Source organism: Acaryochloris sp. IP29b_bin.137, from assembly GCF_028285745.1.
Lineage (GTDB): Bacteria > Cyanobacteriota > Cyanobacteriia > Thermosynechococcales > Thermosynechococcaceae > Acaryochloris.
Genome location: NZ_JANQOP010000296.1, coordinates 1 through 15376, shown reverse-complemented (window position 1 = coordinate 15376; position 15376 = coordinate 1). Strand labels below are relative to the sequence as shown.

The following is a 15376-nucleotide window of genomic DNA, read 5'->3' as shown; positions in this document are numbered from 1 at the left end:
GCCCATTTGTATTATGGCTTCAGGATGCCGATAAGTTAGGAATAGGCAGCCATTGAGGAAGATTTGACTCAGAAAAATCAGCTAAAGCCCCGAGGGCCACATCAAAGAGCTTATCGGGTTTCAAGTCATCTTTGATTAAGTTCCAGAGCCGTTCAATTTCTTCGGTATGCAGGCGATCGTCTTCGATAAGCGCTAACACCACTTGGCGTCGTAAATAGGCTCCTTCATCAGACATTAGATACTGCATACCCAGGCGAGCGGTAGGAATCAGATCAAAACTCTGATCTGTTTGTGCGATCGCAATTAAGTTCTCCAAACGTTGCCATTGAAACTTGCCATCCTTAAACAACACTTCCAAAAGCCGACGTTGAAACTCGGGTGTCTCCCCCGCTAACAGACGCTGTGCGACATAGGGATAACTGACTTCGATAATTTTGAAGGCAGGATTAAGGCAAAGGGCAACCCCTTCTTGCGTAACCAAAGAGCGAATGATCAAAGCAAATTTGGCTGGGACTCGGAAAGGGTAGTCGTACATCAACTCCGAGAACCGATCCGTAATCGTTTTGAAGTTGAAGTCACCAACACTTGCCCCAATCACATCCCCAAAGACGTCCTCTAACGCTGGAATAATGGGACGAATATCTGTATCAGGGGTCAAGAACCCTAACTTCACAAAATCCTGGGCCAACAGGTCGTAGTCTTTATTGACTAAATGGACGACGGCATCAACCAGCGTGTTTTTGGTATTTTGATCCAGCTGATCCATCATGCCAAAGTCGACATAGGCCATAGTGCCTTGGGTGGTGGCAAATAAATTCCCTGGATGGGGATCAGCATGGAAAAAGCCAAATTCCAGCAGCTGACGGAGGCTAGAAATGACCCCAATCTTAACCAAGTGATTTGGATCTACTTTGGCCTCCACCGCACATTGGGTATTGGTGAGCTTATAACCGTGAATCCACTCTAATGTCAGAACTCGAGGGCTGCTGTAAGCCCAATGAATCCCCGGAACTTGGACTTCGGGGTAGTTTTTAAAGTTCTCGGCAAATCGCTCCGCGTTTTGCCCCTCATTAATGTAGTCAATTTCTTCGAAGAGTTTAGTGCCAAATTCATCCACAATTAGCGTCAAGTCATGGCCCAAATTCAGAGGTAAATAGCGACCAAACCAAGCCGCCATCAGGCGCATTAAATAGAGATCTAGCGTCAGTTTTGGCCTTAAATTCGGACGCTGAGCCTTAATGGCCACCTCTTCCCCTGTAAATAAACGGCCCCGGTAAACTTGCCCGAGACTGGCCGCCGCTACGGGTTGATCAGAGATTTCCTGGTAGATGTCGCGAACGGGTTGGCGCAGCTCCGATTCAATTAAGGCAAAGGCCTGATCGTTAGGAAAAGGCGGCAACTGATCTTGGAGCAACATTAACTCCGCCAGAAATTCTTTAGAAATTAGGTCAGGACGGGTGGATAACGCCTGTCCTACCTTAATAAAGGTGGGGCCTAAGCGGGTGAGAATTTGTCTAATCTGAATGGCTCGTTGAGGAGAATGAGCCACACTGGATTGGGTCCACTGGTCCCAGAGTAGACCCCATACAAACCCGATAAAAGAGCCAATAATGTAAAGAAGTCGCCAAATGGCTTGCCAAGGACGCCAGCGGTAGTAAGCTGCGATCGCACGAGCATCATATCGTTGTAGAAAACCCTTAGACGATGGGGGAGATGACATGAGTTGTTGCTGTATCACGCCGCGCTTTCCTTACAACTCCACAACTGTTGATCGGATACCCTCAAGCCAGTGCAAATTTAGCTTATTTGGAAAGTTTGTAACACTTCACTCAGGTTAAATTTGCAGCCTAAAACAAGTCGTTTGACAACAGTGCCAAAGGCTATCTTTTCTTAACTTAAATATAGTATAAGAAAGTACAAAGTAATCCCTTTCTTTAGTAAAGATACATAAAGTCTCAAGACTTGAAGCTGAAGAGCAATTGGTTACCCTCCCATAGCAGCAACGGCTTGGCAAGAATTAAGGGAATGACGCTTGAATAGAGACAGAACTGAACATCTGGCCCCATTCTGCCCACGGAAAGAAGCGGCTAATATCAAGGATGTACTAAGACTTCTCTCCTGTTGTAGCAAAAACAAAGGTTATATGGCCATAAGCGGCTCTAAGCATGGTAAAAACAAGCCAAGTGCAAGACCTTGCCTTTTTCTTCGAGGAAGACCTGACGAGTGCTAAAGAAACTAAGTATTCAATCGAAACTGACCTTAATGTTTCTAGGGGTCAGTGTTAGCTCCATCCTGGTCATCGCCTTTATTGGGTATAACAGCGGCAAGGCCGCCCTGACCCGCCGTATCTTCAATCAACTCACTAGCTTACGAACCGCAAAGAGCTATGAGGTCCGCTCATTCTTTGATCAGCTGAATCGCCAGATGCGCTTTCTCAGCGATAGCCCGACCACGAAGGAGGCCATGAATGCGTTTAAGCAAGGCTATCAAGCGCTGAAACCCAAAAAAATTCCGAATCAGTGGCAGCAAGCGATTCAAGCCTACTACCAGCAAGAGTTTATTGGTCCCTTAGCCGCCAATATTGAGGGGGATCCCCAAGTCCAAACCTATTTACCCTTAGGGAACCGCGATATCTACTTGCAATATCACTTCACGATTAAGACACCAGACTTTGATGAAAAAGTCAAAATTGATGATCCAGGAGACGGCAGCAAATATACCCAAGCTCATCGCCAATTTCATCCGGCCTTTCGCACCCTTGTATCAGAATTTGCCTATGAGGATCTGTTCCTAATTGATCCCGACACTGCCAAAGTGGTTTACAGCGCCTACAAAGGCGTAGATTTTAGTACTGACTTAGGCTCAGGTCCCTATTCCCAAAGTGTTTTAGCGAAAGCCTTTCGTAAGGTCATTCGGGAAGGCGAACCGAACTTTGTGACCTTTACAGATTTCGAACCCTATCGTCCTTCCCATAATCAACCCGCAGCGATTATTGCCAGTCCGCTCTTCGATCAAGGGGAACTGATTGGCGTCTTAGCCCTCCAGGTTAATATTAATAAGATTGACCAAGTGATGACGAATAGCCAACGATGGCAAGATATGGGGCTAGGGAAAAGCGGGGAAACCTATCTAGTCGGTTCAGACTATCTCTTGCGTTCCAATTCTCGTTTTCTCCTGGAAAAATCCCCGAACTATTTTCAAGCCTTGGCAAAAAGCGGCCTTGAACCCGCCAAAATTGAGCGAATGCGGCGGCAGCAGAATTCGATCCTGGAGCAAGAAGTGAAAACGGTGGCCTCCCAACGGGCTCTGCTAGGCAATTTTGGCATTGATACGGTGAGCGACTACCGCGGCATTCCCGTTTTAAGTTCTTATGGCCCTCTTCAAATCAAGGGATTGGATTGGGCTATCCTCGCAGAAATGGATGCAGAGGAGGCCTTTGCCCCCATTTCGGAGTTTCAGAAGCAAGTTCTAATCTCAACCGCAATTTTGATTCTGCTGATCACAATTTTGGCCCTGCTGCTGTCTCGCTTGTTTGTCAAACCCATTCAAACCCTAATGTCAGGATTTCGCCAATTGGCGGAGGGAGACACTGAAATCACAATCAAGATGAATTCACAAGATGAATTCCATGATTTGGCCGTTTCCTTTAATCAGATGGTCGAGAGCCTCTCGCTGAAAACCCAAGCATTGGAACATCAAAGCCAGGAAAACGAACAACTCCTGTCCTGCATCTTGCCAGAACCAGTGGCTCAGCGCCTTAAAAGCGGAGAAGAGCAAATTGCCGATAGTTATGCCAACGTCACGGTGCTCTTTGCGGATTTAATTGGGTTTACAGATCTCGCTCAGATACTGCCCGCAAACGAAATTGTGGCGTTGCTCAATGAGTTGGTCCGCGCCTTTGATGAAGCCGCCGAACGGTTTGGAGTGGAGAAGATCAAAACCATTGGCAGTGGTTATATGGCGGTTTGCGGTCTATCGGTTCCTCGCCTAGACCATACCAAACGGATTATGGATTTTGGCATTGAGATTACGCGCATTGTTCAGCGTTTTAATAAGTCTCATCAAACCACTTTACAAGCCCGCGTGGGGATCAACTCCGGGGCAGTGGTGGCCGGGATTGTCGGTCGCAGTAAATTTATCTATGACTTATGGGGAGATACGGTCAATATTGCTCACCGCATGCAAACTGCTGGTGAAGGCGACACGGTTCAAGTCAGTCAATCCGTTTACGAACAGCTGGGCGATAGCTATGAGTTTGACAATGGTCGTGAAGTAGAAATTAGTGGCCAGAATAAACTACCGGCTTGGCTACTCAAGATTTAGCGTCTTTCCCATTTTTTTGCACATCTTCATTAGCGGCAACTATGACATCCTCCCTTCTTCAGCAATCCTGGTTTCTCTGGAGTTGTGGTCTGATGGTGGGGTTCCCGACCATCATGTTGGTTTTAAACGAATCGATCGTTTACACCCGAAAGCAGGGAAAGCCACTGGTCCAAACGCTGAGAATCTTACGAAATTTAGTCTTGCCCATCTTTGTGGGTTTTATTGTTCTAACTAAAGTGATAGGTCTGGATACCGAACAGACCGTTATTCGCTTGATTCAAACCTCTTTGTGGGTGTCCCTTATCCATGCAGCCTTATCGTTTGTGAATGTCTTGCTGTTTGTGGATGTGGGCGGACATACCTGGCAGGCCCAAGTTCCCAAGCTCCTCAGGGATTTAACCCGATTTTTCTTAATTCTGATCGGAACGGCGTTTGTTCTGTCTTTAGTTTGGAAAACAGACTTAGGTGGGTTGCTAACTGCCCTGGGCGTCAGTTCGATTGTAATCGGTTTAGCCCTCCAGGATACCCTGGGCAACTTGTTTTCAGGCATTGCCCTGCTGTTTGGCAAACCTTTTGTGATTGGTGACTGGCTCAAGTTCGGGGACACGGTCGGCAAAGTGGTCGAGATTAATTGGCGAGCGGTCCATCTGATTACACGCAACAAAGAGATGTTGATTGTTCCCAACTCGGTACTAGCCAAGGAAGTGTTCTATAACTATCGTCGGCCCCAACCTCTCCATGGAGAACCCTTGGAACTGGGATTTTCCTATGACGATCCGCCCAATAAAGTCAAACAGGTGATCCGGCAAGCGGCTCTAGAAACACCGGGGGTTTTATCGGAACCCAAGCCGATTATCCAAACTAGTGCCTATGGGGATTCTTCGATCAATTACTATGTGCGTCTTTACTTAAAGGACTATGAGCGGGTTCCCGATATTCGGGATGCCTTTATGACTCGAGTTTGGTACGCGGCCAAGCGACATCAATTAACCATTCCCTTTCCCATTCGCACGTTGATCCATGAGAAAGCTCCTAAGGCGGACTCCAATGGCATTCATCGAGTGGTGTCAGAGTTGCGATCGCTGCCTTGTTTTGTCACCACCCATGCCGAAATTTTGGAACAACTCGTGACCAATGCCGACTTTCAATCCTTCGGCCAGGACGAGCGGATAATCTATCAAGGACAAGAAGACGTGAAATTGCACTTCTTGCTATTTGGACAAGTGCAAATGAGGGTGCTGAATTCAGGCAACCATGAGCAAGAAGTACTAACCCTTACTCAAGGAGACTTTTTTGGGGCCACCGCATTACTATCGAGAGAACCCAGCGCCTACTCTATCATTGCCCTCAGCGATGTTGAAGTCATGATTCTAGAAATAGAAGCTATACAAGTCATTATTGACAGCACCCCTCAGTTGGCTCGAGAAATGGACGAAATTATTGAAGCGCGTCAAAAAGCAATTCAATTTGCCCAGCAAACCTATGCCTAAATAGAGCGGTAACTTAGGATTAAGGATTGGGGTTAGGCCAATGTTGAAGATTTTGTTAAACTGGTTACTGCAAAAGGGCTCAAGTTTTCCTTTTTTGCCGATCTCAGCAGTCTTCATAACCGGATCTCTTGCCATGACTCTATCTTCTTCACCCAAATCAACTGTTATTTCTCCGTCTATCCTCTCTGCAGATTTTAGTCGTTTAGGTGAGGAAGTCCGTGCGGTCGATCAAGCTGGCGCGGACTGGATCCACGTAGATGTTATGGATGGCCGCTTCGTTCCCAATATTACGATTGGTCCCCTGATTGTGAGTGCGCTTCGTCCAGTTACCCAAAAGCCGTTGGACGTTCACTTGATGATCGTAGAGCCTGAAAGATATGTAGCGGATTTTGCCAAGGCAGGGGCAGATATCATTTCGGTCCATGCCGAAGCTAGTGCGACCACTCACCTCCACCGCACATTAGGCCAGATTAAGGAACTCGGAAAAATGGCGGGGGTTGTGCTTAATCCAGGGAGTTCTCTGGATCAGATTGAGTATGTCCTAGAACTCTGTGATCTCGTGTTGATTATGAGTGTCAACCCCGGATTTGGCGGCCAAAGCTTTATCCCCGAAGTTTTACCCAAAATTCGCAAACTTCGTCAAATGTGTGATGAGCGCGGTTTAGATCCCTGGATTGAAGTGGATGGGGGATTGAAAACAAACAATACTTGGCAAGTTCTTGAAGCGGGTGCTAACGCTATTGTGGCTGGTTCGGCAGTATTCAAAGCAGATGATTATGCCGAAACCATTAAAGCAATTCGTAACAGCAAGCGCCCTGAACCTGAATTAGTCACAGCTTAAATTTCACGCTTTGTTTTGTCATAACGAAAACACCCCCCTGATTTGTGTCAGAGGGGTGTTTTAGAATTCAGTCAGTTCAATCTAAGGCTTCAACAGCTTTTGTGATTCTTCACCAGGCGTATAGCGATAACCGAAGGTGGTCTGGTCAGAATCGTCCACAATCTGAGGGGTGACTAATACAACCAGTTCGCTTCTCTGGCGAGAATTGTTTTCTCGGCGAAATAGGCGACCTAAGAGAGGAATATCCCCCAAAATCGGAACCTTACTAACACTGACTCTATCTTGGTCTTGAATGATGCCGGTAAGCACCATTGTCTGACCATCTCGCAAGCGCAACTTACCCGTTTCTATTCGGCGCTGTTGTAAGAGGTTGGCGGCTCCACCAAATTGATCAGTAAATTGTTGACCTGATAGTGAACTCACTTCAGGAGCTAAGCTCAGGGTGATAAAACCATTATCGTCAATCTTGTCCACTGCGATATTGAGAATAACCCCCGCATTTTGGATGATTGGCTCAAGTGTCGCGATTGCTCCCCCTGCGGCCGTCGAAGTTTGTTCTGACTTAAATCCAGAAAATACTTGCTGGGTTAAGTTAACCTGAGCAGAACTCCCTTCTTGCACAAGCAGTGTCGGATTCGTGAGGATTTTGGCTGAAGTGTCTTGGATCGAGATAAATAGGTTTCCTAAAAAAGTCTCAGTTAAGGTGAATAGACCACTGCCTACGATGTCGACGGTTCCTGATCCAAAAACAGATGACAAGCCGGATTGGCCTGGGTTGTTAGGGTTGGGCCTAAAACCAATTCCGAGAGAATTATTGGCTCGGAATTGTAAGTCGGCATTTGAGTTTTTGCCTTTGAGTAAGTTAACGTCAATGAACTTGACATTAATGGCTACTTGACGTTGTCGCACGTCCAATCGAGTAAGAATTGCCGTCGCTGTTTCTACCTTTTTAGGGGTTCCAATCAAAGTGATAGAATTTGTGCGACCGTCAGCAACGACTTCTAAGCCTTCTAACAACGTTGAACTACCTGCATTTGAATCACCTGAGCCACCTTCGTTTGCCCCATATGACTCTAGAATCTCTTTGGCACCTACAGATTCCGTTTCTTCCTTCACATCATTTTTGCGAGTAATACCAGTAACCCCGAGATCGGAATCGTTCTCAGCTCCCGAAGGAGTGATGTTAGCTCCTGTAGCTGCTTCATTCGCAATTTCGTCAATGCGTGTAATCTTAGCTGTTGCCTTAATCTGGTTGAGTCGGATGGTTCTCACAACTCGGTTTTGGGCATCGCCAGGTAGTGACTTACCCACAAAGACGGTTTGACCGACTCGATTGGCCTGCATGCCTGATAAACGCAAGACGTAGTTAAAGACATCATCTACCGACTCATTCTCAATGTCTAAGGTGATGGTAGAAGAGGCAGAAGATCCTTCTTCACTATCCTGCTCAGCAAAGGCAACGTTTACATTAGCTGCACGGCCTAAAAGCGTTAATACTTCTCGGACAGGAGCTTCGCGGAGTAACAACTTAGGAATGATTTGATCACTGCCCAAATCGATGCGCTCTGGCTCAACATTCAGGGGAGCGATGGTCATATCACCTACAGGGGGAGCCTTGGCCCGAGTTAAAGAAGGGGGCACTGCACTCGCCCGGGAGCGAGGATTGGTGGGCTGAGAGGATGTGGCTACCGGATCAGCACTGCCGGGTGCACCATCAAACTTAATGGCTAATACACCATCCCGATTATCATTTCGAATGGTTTCGGCAATGGGAGCAGTATGGACACCTTCTACCGTAATTCTGATGGTATCGGGGTCCAGTTGCCGAACTTCCACAAACTTGATCCCTGGAGCCGGGTCTTTTTGCTGAAATGGCCCCGTTTCTGGCAGCCGCAGGAGGGAATTGCTCACATCAGAGATGGAGGTATTGCCCCGATTGACGGTAAAAATAGGTGGGCGATTATCCCCTTGAGTCCCCAGGACTAGCTCAAATCCCTTAGAAGTGGGATTAAGCTGCACATTGGTGACTTCAGTTTCAGCAGCCCATACTGGCTGAATCATCGCGCCTACAGCGGCTGCTGTGCAGCCAATAACAATTCCAGGTTTTCCTTTGTACCAGTTCACCCTACACTCCTCTGATAAAAATAATGATGACTGTTCGTTGTAGATTTAGCTGCATGGAGCAGCATCGGAAATAGAAATTTGCAGGATTTCAGCTATTGCGTCTGTTCCTGCGACTGTGCCTTGGCAGCGGCAGCCTGAGCAGCAGCGGCAGCTTCCTCTTCACTCAAGGGGACATAAGCATGCAAATTGAAGGTCGACTTCACCAGATTACGAGGACCAAATTCCTCCGGTTTCTGTAGCTCCATTGATAAATCTCGGACTACCAAAACGGTTTGTAAACGGTCGATCGCTTGCATAATTTGCAATGTTTGGTTGAAGGTTCCTTGAAAGGAAACAGAGGTGACTTGTCGCTTAATCTTGTTATCCAAGGGTGCCCCTAGAGAACCGTCAGTGACGATACCCGAAGCGGCGTAATCGGGTTTGAACGTCTGTAATTGGGCATTGCTAGAGACAATAACGCGGTTCAAGTCCAATAACAGGGTGTCCAATGCTTGCTGATCGGAGAACAGGGTTCGGACTTGCCTATTCTCTTGTTGAGCCAAATCAAGCCGGGCGACAATCTCATCCACGCGTTGAGTGGTTGCTTCCTTTTGCTCTAAATCAGTTTTCTTTTGTTCAACTGATTCCTGCAGCTCCTGATATTCGGCATACTTGGGTGACACAAGCTGAGTGCCAACATAAGCGGCAATCCCTACCCCCACAACAGCTGCCAAAATCCCTGATACGGTTGGGGTAAAAGTAATCCCAAATAAAGTGGGATAAGAAGGCCCCAATAGTTCATCTTCTCTTGCAAATCCGCCAGTAGCCGTCATGGATTCATCACTCCTTTTTGCTTCAGTACCCCAATCCGGGCCGCTAAACCAGATGCCCCTTTTGCGTTCAGAATTTGCAGCAACTCTGAGGCTGGCACATCATTAATGGTGGTTTCTAATTGATGCTCAACGAGGGAAACCTTCGTTTCGTTATTGGTTTTCCGCTCTGATGACATCAGTTGTGTCTGGGAAATCGTTAAAAACGGCGACTTCCTGAGCGTTAAGACAAAATCGTTAACATCATTGAAGGAAATAGCGTTCCCCGTAATGGTCAACTGAGTGGGTGCTGACAGGGTGGCCACAGGGGCTGCATTCGGTTTAGGCTGTCCAGCTTTTTGACCGGATGGGGCTGCGGCCTTTTGTTGAATTTTAGTGATTTGCAAGGTGGGGGGAACGCGATCGCGGATATCTTGCAACGTTGAAGACCAAGGCTTAATTTGATTGAAGATCGTGGCTAAAGCCTTTGTTTCCGCTTTGACTTGCTGTTCCTGAGCTTCAAGCTTATCCACTTGTGCGAGCTGTGGAGCTAGCTGGGCTAGCTCGTCATCTAAATTCTCTTCTTCAGCCGTTAATTGCTGATTCAAGAAAGACATAACGCCAAAACTGATCAGAACCAAACCTAACGCTGCCGCACCGACTCCCAAGCCAATAAACAACGGTGTTTTATCATCGCTGTCGTAATTAGAAGAAGTGACAACTTGTTGGCCGTATTCTGGGCGATCATTTAATAGGTTGATATCAATTGAATACATGCACTTATACCTCCCGCATCCCAAGACCCATAACAACACTTAACGCAGGACGTTGTGCCGCTGGGATACTCTCAGAATTTTGAATACCAAGCGTACTGATAGGATCAACGACTGTGGTTGTCAACCCCAAACGCTGGGTCAGAAATTCATCAATTTGTCCCAAGCTAGCCCCCGGTCCAGAGACAAAGACTTGCGTAATGTCTAGATTATCCCCCTGATTGAGGTAAAAATCGATCGAACGGCGTAATTCATCCGATAAATCGCTCAGCATCCTCAGAATTGCAGCAGAGCTGGGATTATTCGCAGTATTGTCTGAGACATCCAAAGGAACGGTCATCCCCTGTAATAAGTCTGCCCCCATTGCGCCCGGTAGGTTCATCGCCCGACTCAAAGCATTTTGAAGATGATGCGTCCCAATGGGGACCTTCCGATTAAATTGGGGAATCCCATCCATAACGATACTGATTTCGGTACCATCAAAATCGATATTGACCAGGGCCACTGCTTCTCCTTCCATAAATTGCAGCAGTTGACTCCGCAAGGTTCGGATTAGGGAAAAGCTACTGACCTCCAGAACCTTGAGATCTAGCCCGGCTTGCTGAAAAACATTGAGATAGTTATCCGTAATATCTTTAGGGGTGGCAACGAGTAGGACTTCGACCCGCTCAATGCCATCTTCATCTATATCTGTTCCTAGCCGTTGGAAATCGACATCGGCTTCTTCGCGGGGAAAGGGGAGATAAATTGCTGCTTCTTGGTTCAGCACCATATCCCGCAATTCCATTTCATCCAATTCCGCGGGTAATCGAATCAGCCGAATCACGGCTTCACCGATAGGGACGGCGCAGATGGCCGTTTTAGCTTTGATTTTATGTTCAGTTAGTCCTTGGCGGATGGCATCGGCAATGGCTTCAGGATCAGTTATCCGTCCGTCTTGGAATGCGCCCTCCGGGATAGGAATCGCTGCAAAAGTATTGAGGTTTGTTCCTTGCTTTTGCTGCTTCAGTTGAACGATATTTACGCTGTCTGGGGTTAACTCTACGCCTACCCCCTGATTCGAATTCGAAAACAGACTTTTCAATGAAGTCACCACAGGTTTGTCCGCTACAGGCTGAATAACAATATGGTCAAAAATTCAATCTAATGCTGAATGCTGGAGGAATGATTCGATTCTGTTGGGAGGATACCCACTTTTACAGGCACAATCAACATCTCCCGGTCTGAACCACTACGAATCAGAGAACATCATTAGATCTTGGACGAGGATCAACAAACTAAAGGGTTGGGTTGTTTGCGCCCATCCTCTCAGTCAGGATACCCACGTTTACCGTAAGGTTGTACCATACCCCAAAATTTGCTGACATCTGTTGAAAAAAGGTCGGAACTGCCCATGCTTTCTTCCTCTGAAATCCAAGATCAGGTTCGGATCGAAACCGATAGTATGGGTGAAATTGAAGTTCCCAGCCATCGGTATTGGGGGGCACAAACCCAACGGTCATTAAAGTATTTTGCCATTGGTGATGACATCATGCCGAGAGCGATGATTCGTGCTTTGGGCCTGGTGAAACAAGCAGCAGCGATGGTGAATGTGGAGCTCAAGCGCCTGCCGCCGGATTTAGCCCACCTGATGATCACGGCGGCATCTGAGGTGGTTGGTGGTCAATGGGATGATCAATTTCCCCTGAGAGTATGGCAAACCGGCAGTGGTACACAGACCAATATGAACGCGAATGAGGTAATTGCCAATCGAGCCATTGAGTTGGCCGGAGGCAGATTGGGGAGTAAAGATCCTTGCCATCCGAATGACCATGTCAATCTGTCTCAATCCTCGAATGATGTTTTTCCGACAGCCATGCATATCGCAGCAACGGAACAATTGGTCCATGATTTGATGCCTCAAGTAACGTCACTCCGAGAGGCTTTAGCCGCTAAGGCCAAGGAATTTGATGGAATTGTCAAAATGGGTCGAACGCATTTGATGGATGCGGTGCCGCTGACTCTGGGACAAGAATTCTCGGGCTATGTCGTCCAACTCGATCACAATCTTGAGCGACTCCAAAATACTTTGCCCCATCTGTACGAATTGGTTTTAGGGGGGACAGCGGTGGGTACGGGTCTCAATACTCATCCTGAGTTCGCCGAACGCGTCGCCCGTCAAATTGCAGAATTGACGGGCTTACCCTTTGTCACAGCTCCCAATAAATTTGCAGGATTGGCAGCTCATGATGCGGTAGTGATGGCCAGTGCCGCTCTCAAAACGTTGGCGTGTAGCTTGGTCAAAATTGCCAATGATATTCGCTGGTTAGCGTCTGGACCTCGGTGTGGATTGGGGGAATTGAGTCTTCCTGCCAATGAACCGGGGTCATCGATTATGCCGGGGAAAGTGAATCCAACTCAATGTGAGGCGTTAACGATGGTTTGTGCCCAGGTCATGGGTAACGATGCCGCAGTTAGTTTTGCAGGCAGCCAGGGTAACCTAGAGCTGAATGTCTTTAAGCCAGTGATGATTCACAACCTCCTACACTCGATTCGCATTCTCTCGGATGCCTGTGGTGCGTTCACAAACTATCTGGTTGTTGGCATCCAACCCAACCCATCACAAATAGAGACCTACCTCAATCAATCTTTGATGCTGGTGACCGCTCTCACCCCTCAGATTGGTTACGACCGAGCTGCACAGGTGGCGAAACAAGCCTATCAAACGGGTCAAACCCTACGAGAAACTTGCCTCACCCTGGGCTATATGACGGCGGAGGAATTTGACCACCTCGTTCAACCGGCCCGAATGACGAGCCCATAGACTTTAGCTCTTTTAGACATTCAGAATTATCCTGACTCTTTCATCTTTGGTTGACATAATGACTCAATTTCGGATGTTGCCGACTGCGATCGCAGCGCTTGTTGCCTTGACCCCAACCCTAGTACCTTCGGCTAGCTATGCTGAGGAAACACCCACGACAGAAACTAGTGCCCGACGGCAATCCAAGCGAAAGACCCACTTTGCGAATGGTCTTATTTTTGAGACTCCCTTGGGCTTTTCCGAAGTCAAATCTTTGGGGAATGACACCGTTGGTGTAGAAGCCCAAAAAGGGAGCCGCAAGCTCAAAATCCGCATGGCGTCCTTGGCCGCGGATTGGCTAGAACTTCTCAATATGGAAGACGAAGAGTTATTGGGATATGTCAAAACAACCTATTTAGGGATTAATGCTCCCGCCCGCGAATATCATCAGCGCCGTTTTCTGGGGCAAACCTTGATAGGAGAGTTGCAATATAAGCGCACAAATCGGGGCTACAACATTGTCGAAATTTATCTGGTGCCCTTAAGTGATGGAAGTAAAGTGATGTTAGCGTTGGAAGCTGACACGTATTTACCCTTGCCCCAGGTTGAATATGCCTTTCGGACTGTTTCTCGCACGATGAGGGAAGATCCTGAGTTTCTCAAAAAGCTGAAAAAGAAAAAGAGACGCTAGAGCGCCAGCTTATCCCAATCAGACCATAATCCATAACTTACATTTCAAGGTACTCAAATCCTTACAAAAGCATGGCGTTCTCAAATTGAGTGCCTTGCACAGCTAGGATATGAATGTATGACTAGCAATAGAGCATTGATGTCATGCGGACATTAACGAAGTGGTCAGTTGCAGACTACCAGCATATGCGCGATTTCGGTATTCTCGACCATCGCCGCTGCGAACTCATCAATGGAGAGATTTGGGATATGACTCCAGAAGGTGAGTTTCATCGATTTGTCAATCATCGTGGGGTCAACTATTTACGCGAAATGGTGAAGGGAAAAGCGGAGGTTTTTGAAGCCCATCCCATTACGCTGGCTGAGTCTGAACCAGAGCCAGATATTGCGATTGTGCATCGACCGGATACTCGTTATCTACAGCATCATCCCTATCCAGAAGACATATATTGGCTAGTAGAGGTAGCCGATACCACGCTGGCTTACGATTTAGACACTAAACGAAAGCCCTATGGGGAAGTAGGGATTGCTGAGTATTGGGTGATTGATGTGGCTGGGAAGCAAATGACGGTGTTTCGAGACTTACGGAACGGCGATTATGCAATGCAAAATACCCTTAGTGATGGCATCGTTTATCCTGTTGATTTTCCTGATGTGTCGGTAGAGGTTCGGCAATTGGTGAGTATTCCAGAGTGATATGCCAATGAGTCAGAGAAGGTAGCCTGATCAGTGGATTTTGCCGAATTGAGGTTGAATAGCACGGCTTAATATTCACCAACGTAATTGGGATGTACCCAGAGAAATTCTCGACGTTTATTTTGAACTCGTATAAGACCACCGAAGCTGTTCGCCGGATCTTTCTCCCTGAGTAAGGCATGAAGTTCTCGGAGGACAGGGCCTTGGTTGCGAATTGCGTTTTGGGTATCTGTGCTGGCCTGGTTTAACTCGGTGGCGTCTCCTGCCACTAACCAATCACCCATTTTCTCGCTGCCTGAAAGTAACGAGGTTGAAGACTTAATGCCAAATTCAAGTTGCTCGGCAATAGCCTTGTACTCGGTATCATCAGTGGCAAGTTTGGTGCCGGGAATGGCAATGGGTAGGGCCAGCTTAAGGGTGACGGACAAAATTCGGAGCACGGGGGCAGCCCGTTTGAGCCAATCGCGCGTAATTTTTATTTCGTAAACGCCAGTCCCCTTTTCGCCAGTAATCACGGGTAAAGGTAGACGACTATGCTCACACCAGAGGGTGAGTCGAAATTTTTGGGCTATCCAGTTGGGTGTGTCCCAAAAGCCTAGATCGACGGGTTCGAAGCTGAATAGGCGGGGGCCATCTTTGGCTGGGTCAGTCAGAGTGGTGAGAAGGGCTTGGAATTGTTCGTCAGCCTGACTCATTAGGGTCTTGAGCTGAACGCTAAGGGAATCAAAGTTGGTATCGAAGGCTGTGAGGATTTGCTGCTGTCCTTGCTTTATCCCTCTTTTATCACTTTAGTCAGATAAAAAATAGACTATTCTCAGTGTCTATTTTTCTGATGAGTGATGTCAGCTTCAAGAAGTCCAGAATCAACC

At 47.4% G+C, this 15376-nt stretch carries 13 protein-coding genes and 1 pseudogene; 7 read left to right on the top strand and 7 right to left on the bottom strand.

Features of this window, described 5'->3' with window-relative positions:
* Window positions 1-19: 19 nt before the first annotated feature.
* Complete coding sequence (locus tag Q0991_RS20645; RefSeq protein ID WP_299492091.1) at window positions 20-1720, bottom strand: AarF/ABC1/UbiB kinase family protein; 1701 nt, start codon at window positions 1718-1720, stop codon at window positions 20-22.
* A gap of 503 nt (window positions 1721-2223) precedes the next feature.
* Here Q0991_RS20645 and Q0991_RS20640 point away from each other — a divergent pair.
* From Q0991_RS20640 to rpe, 3 genes are all read left to right on the top strand, one after another.
* Window positions 2224-4323, top strand: coding sequence for an adenylate/guanylate cyclase domain-containing protein (locus Q0991_RS20640; protein WP_299492089.1), 2100 nt, complete (start codon window positions 2224-2226; stop codon window positions 4321-4323).
* Between the two features lie 41 nt (window positions 4324-4364).
* Window positions 4365-5813, top strand: a complete 1449-nt coding sequence (locus Q0991_RS20635; protein ID WP_299492087.1) for a mechanosensitive ion channel family protein — start codon at window positions 4365-4367, stop codon at window positions 5811-5813.
* Between the two features lie 133 nt (window positions 5814-5946).
* A complete protein-coding gene (gene rpe / locus Q0991_RS20630) occupies window positions 5947-6654 on the top strand; it encodes a ribulose-phosphate 3-epimerase (RefSeq protein WP_299492085.1) in 708 nt (235 codons plus the stop codon).
* Window positions 6655-6735: 81 nt separating this feature from the next.
* On the opposite strand, the gene Q0991_RS20625 is transcribed toward rpe, so the two are convergent.
* Window positions 6736-8250, bottom strand: a complete 1515-nt coding sequence (locus tag Q0991_RS20625) for a secretin N-terminal domain-containing protein (RefSeq protein ID WP_366525025.1) — start codon at window positions 8248-8250, stop codon at window positions 6736-6738.
* A 66-nt stretch (window positions 8251-8316) separates the two neighbouring features.
* Between Q0991_RS20625 and Q0991_RS25310 the strand changes: the two genes are divergently transcribed.
* On the top strand, window positions 8317-8385 hold the full coding sequence (locus Q0991_RS25310) for a hypothetical protein (RefSeq protein ID WP_366525024.1): 69 nt from the start codon (window positions 8317-8319) through the stop codon (window positions 8383-8385).
* Window positions 8386-8445: 60 nt separating this feature from the next.
* Here the strand turns inward: Q0991_RS25310 and Q0991_RS25305 are convergent.
* The 4 genes and pseudogenes from Q0991_RS25305 to pilM form a co-directional block, all read right to left on the bottom strand.
* Window positions 8446-8715, bottom strand: a pseudogene (locus Q0991_RS25305) (AMIN domain-containing protein); the annotation flags it as partial.
* Window positions 8716-8870: 155 nt separating this feature from the next.
* Window positions 8871-9590, bottom strand: a complete 720-nt coding sequence (locus tag Q0991_RS20620) for a pilus assembly protein PilO (protein ID WP_299492081.1) — start codon at window positions 9588-9590, stop codon at window positions 8871-8873.
* On the bottom strand, window positions 9587-10342 hold the full coding sequence (locus Q0991_RS20615) for a PilN domain-containing protein (protein WP_299492079.1): 756 nt from the start codon (window positions 10340-10342) through the stop codon (window positions 9587-9589). Before Q0991_RS20615 ends, Q0991_RS20620 begins: the two co-directional genes overlap by 4 nt.
* 4 nt (window positions 10343-10346) lie before the next feature.
* The gene (gene pilM, locus Q0991_RS20610; RefSeq protein WP_299492077.1) at window positions 10347-11435 is read right to left on the bottom strand and encodes a type IV pilus assembly protein PilM; all 1089 of its coding nucleotides are present in this window, start codon (window positions 11433-11435) and stop codon (window positions 10347-10349) included.
* Between the two features lie 297 nt (window positions 11436-11732).
* On the opposite strand from pilM, the gene fumC reads away from it, so the two are divergent.
* The 3 genes from fumC (at window position 11733) to Q0991_RS20595 (ending at window position 14507) form a co-directional block, all read left to right on the top strand.
* On the top strand, window positions 11733-13142 hold the full coding sequence (gene fumC, locus Q0991_RS20605) for a class II fumarate hydratase (RefSeq protein WP_366525023.1): 1410 nt from the start codon (window positions 11733-11735) through the stop codon (window positions 13140-13142).
* Between the two features lie 58 nt (window positions 13143-13200).
* Window positions 13201-13812, top strand: a complete 612-nt coding sequence (locus Q0991_RS20600; RefSeq protein ID WP_299492075.1) for a hypothetical protein — start codon at window positions 13201-13203, stop codon at window positions 13810-13812.
* Between the two features lie 143 nt (window positions 13813-13955).
* Window positions 13956-14507: a Uma2 family endonuclease gene (locus Q0991_RS20595; protein WP_299492073.1), complete on the top strand. Its 552-nt coding sequence runs from the start codon at window positions 13956-13958 to the stop codon at window positions 14505-14507.
* A gap of 68 nt (window positions 14508-14575) precedes the next feature.
* Here the strand turns inward: Q0991_RS20595 and Q0991_RS20590 are convergent, their stop codons facing one another.
* Window positions 14576-15202, bottom strand: a complete 627-nt coding sequence (locus Q0991_RS20590; protein ID WP_299492071.1) for a hypothetical protein — start codon at window positions 15200-15202, stop codon at window positions 14576-14578.
* Window positions 15203-15376 lie beyond the last annotated feature (174 nt).

Excerpts from the sequence above, each read along its gene's own strand:
- Q0991_RS20645 (WP_299492091.1), bottom strand. The coding sequence starts at position 1,720 with ATGTCATCTCCCCCATCGTCTAAGGGTTTTCTACAACGATATGATGCT.
- Q0991_RS20635 (WP_299492087.1), top strand. The coding sequence starts at position 4,365 with ATGACATCCTCCCTTCTTCAGCAATCCTGGTTTCTCTGGAGTTGTGGT.
- rpe (WP_299492085.1), top strand. The coding sequence starts at position 5,947 with ATGACTCTATCTTCTTCACCCAAATCAACTGTTATTTCTCCGTCTATC.
- Q0991_RS20625 (WP_366525025.1), bottom strand. The coding sequence starts at position 8,250 with ATGACCATCGCTCCCCTGAATGTTGAGCCAGAGCGCATCGATTTGGGC.
- Q0991_RS20620 (WP_299492081.1), bottom strand. The coding sequence starts at position 9,590 with ATGACGGCTACTGGCGGATTTGCAAGAGAAGATGAACTATTGGGGCCT.
- Q0991_RS20615 (WP_299492079.1), bottom strand. The coding sequence starts at position 10,342 with ATGTATTCAATTGATATCAACCTATTAAATGATCGCCCAGAATACGGC.
- fumC (WP_366525023.1), top strand. The coding sequence starts at position 11,733 with ATGCTTTCTTCCTCTGAAATCCAAGATCAGGTTCGGATCGAAACCGAT.
- Q0991_RS20600 (WP_299492075.1), top strand. The coding sequence starts at position 13,201 with ATGACTCAATTTCGGATGTTGCCGACTGCGATCGCAGCGCTTGTTGCC.
- Q0991_RS20595 (WP_299492073.1), top strand. The coding sequence starts at position 13,956 with ATGCGGACATTAACGAAGTGGTCAGTTGCAGACTACCAGCATATGCGC.
- Q0991_RS20590 (WP_299492071.1), bottom strand. The coding sequence starts at position 15,202 with ATGAGTCAGGCTGACGAACAATTCCAAGCCCTTCTCACCACTCTGACT.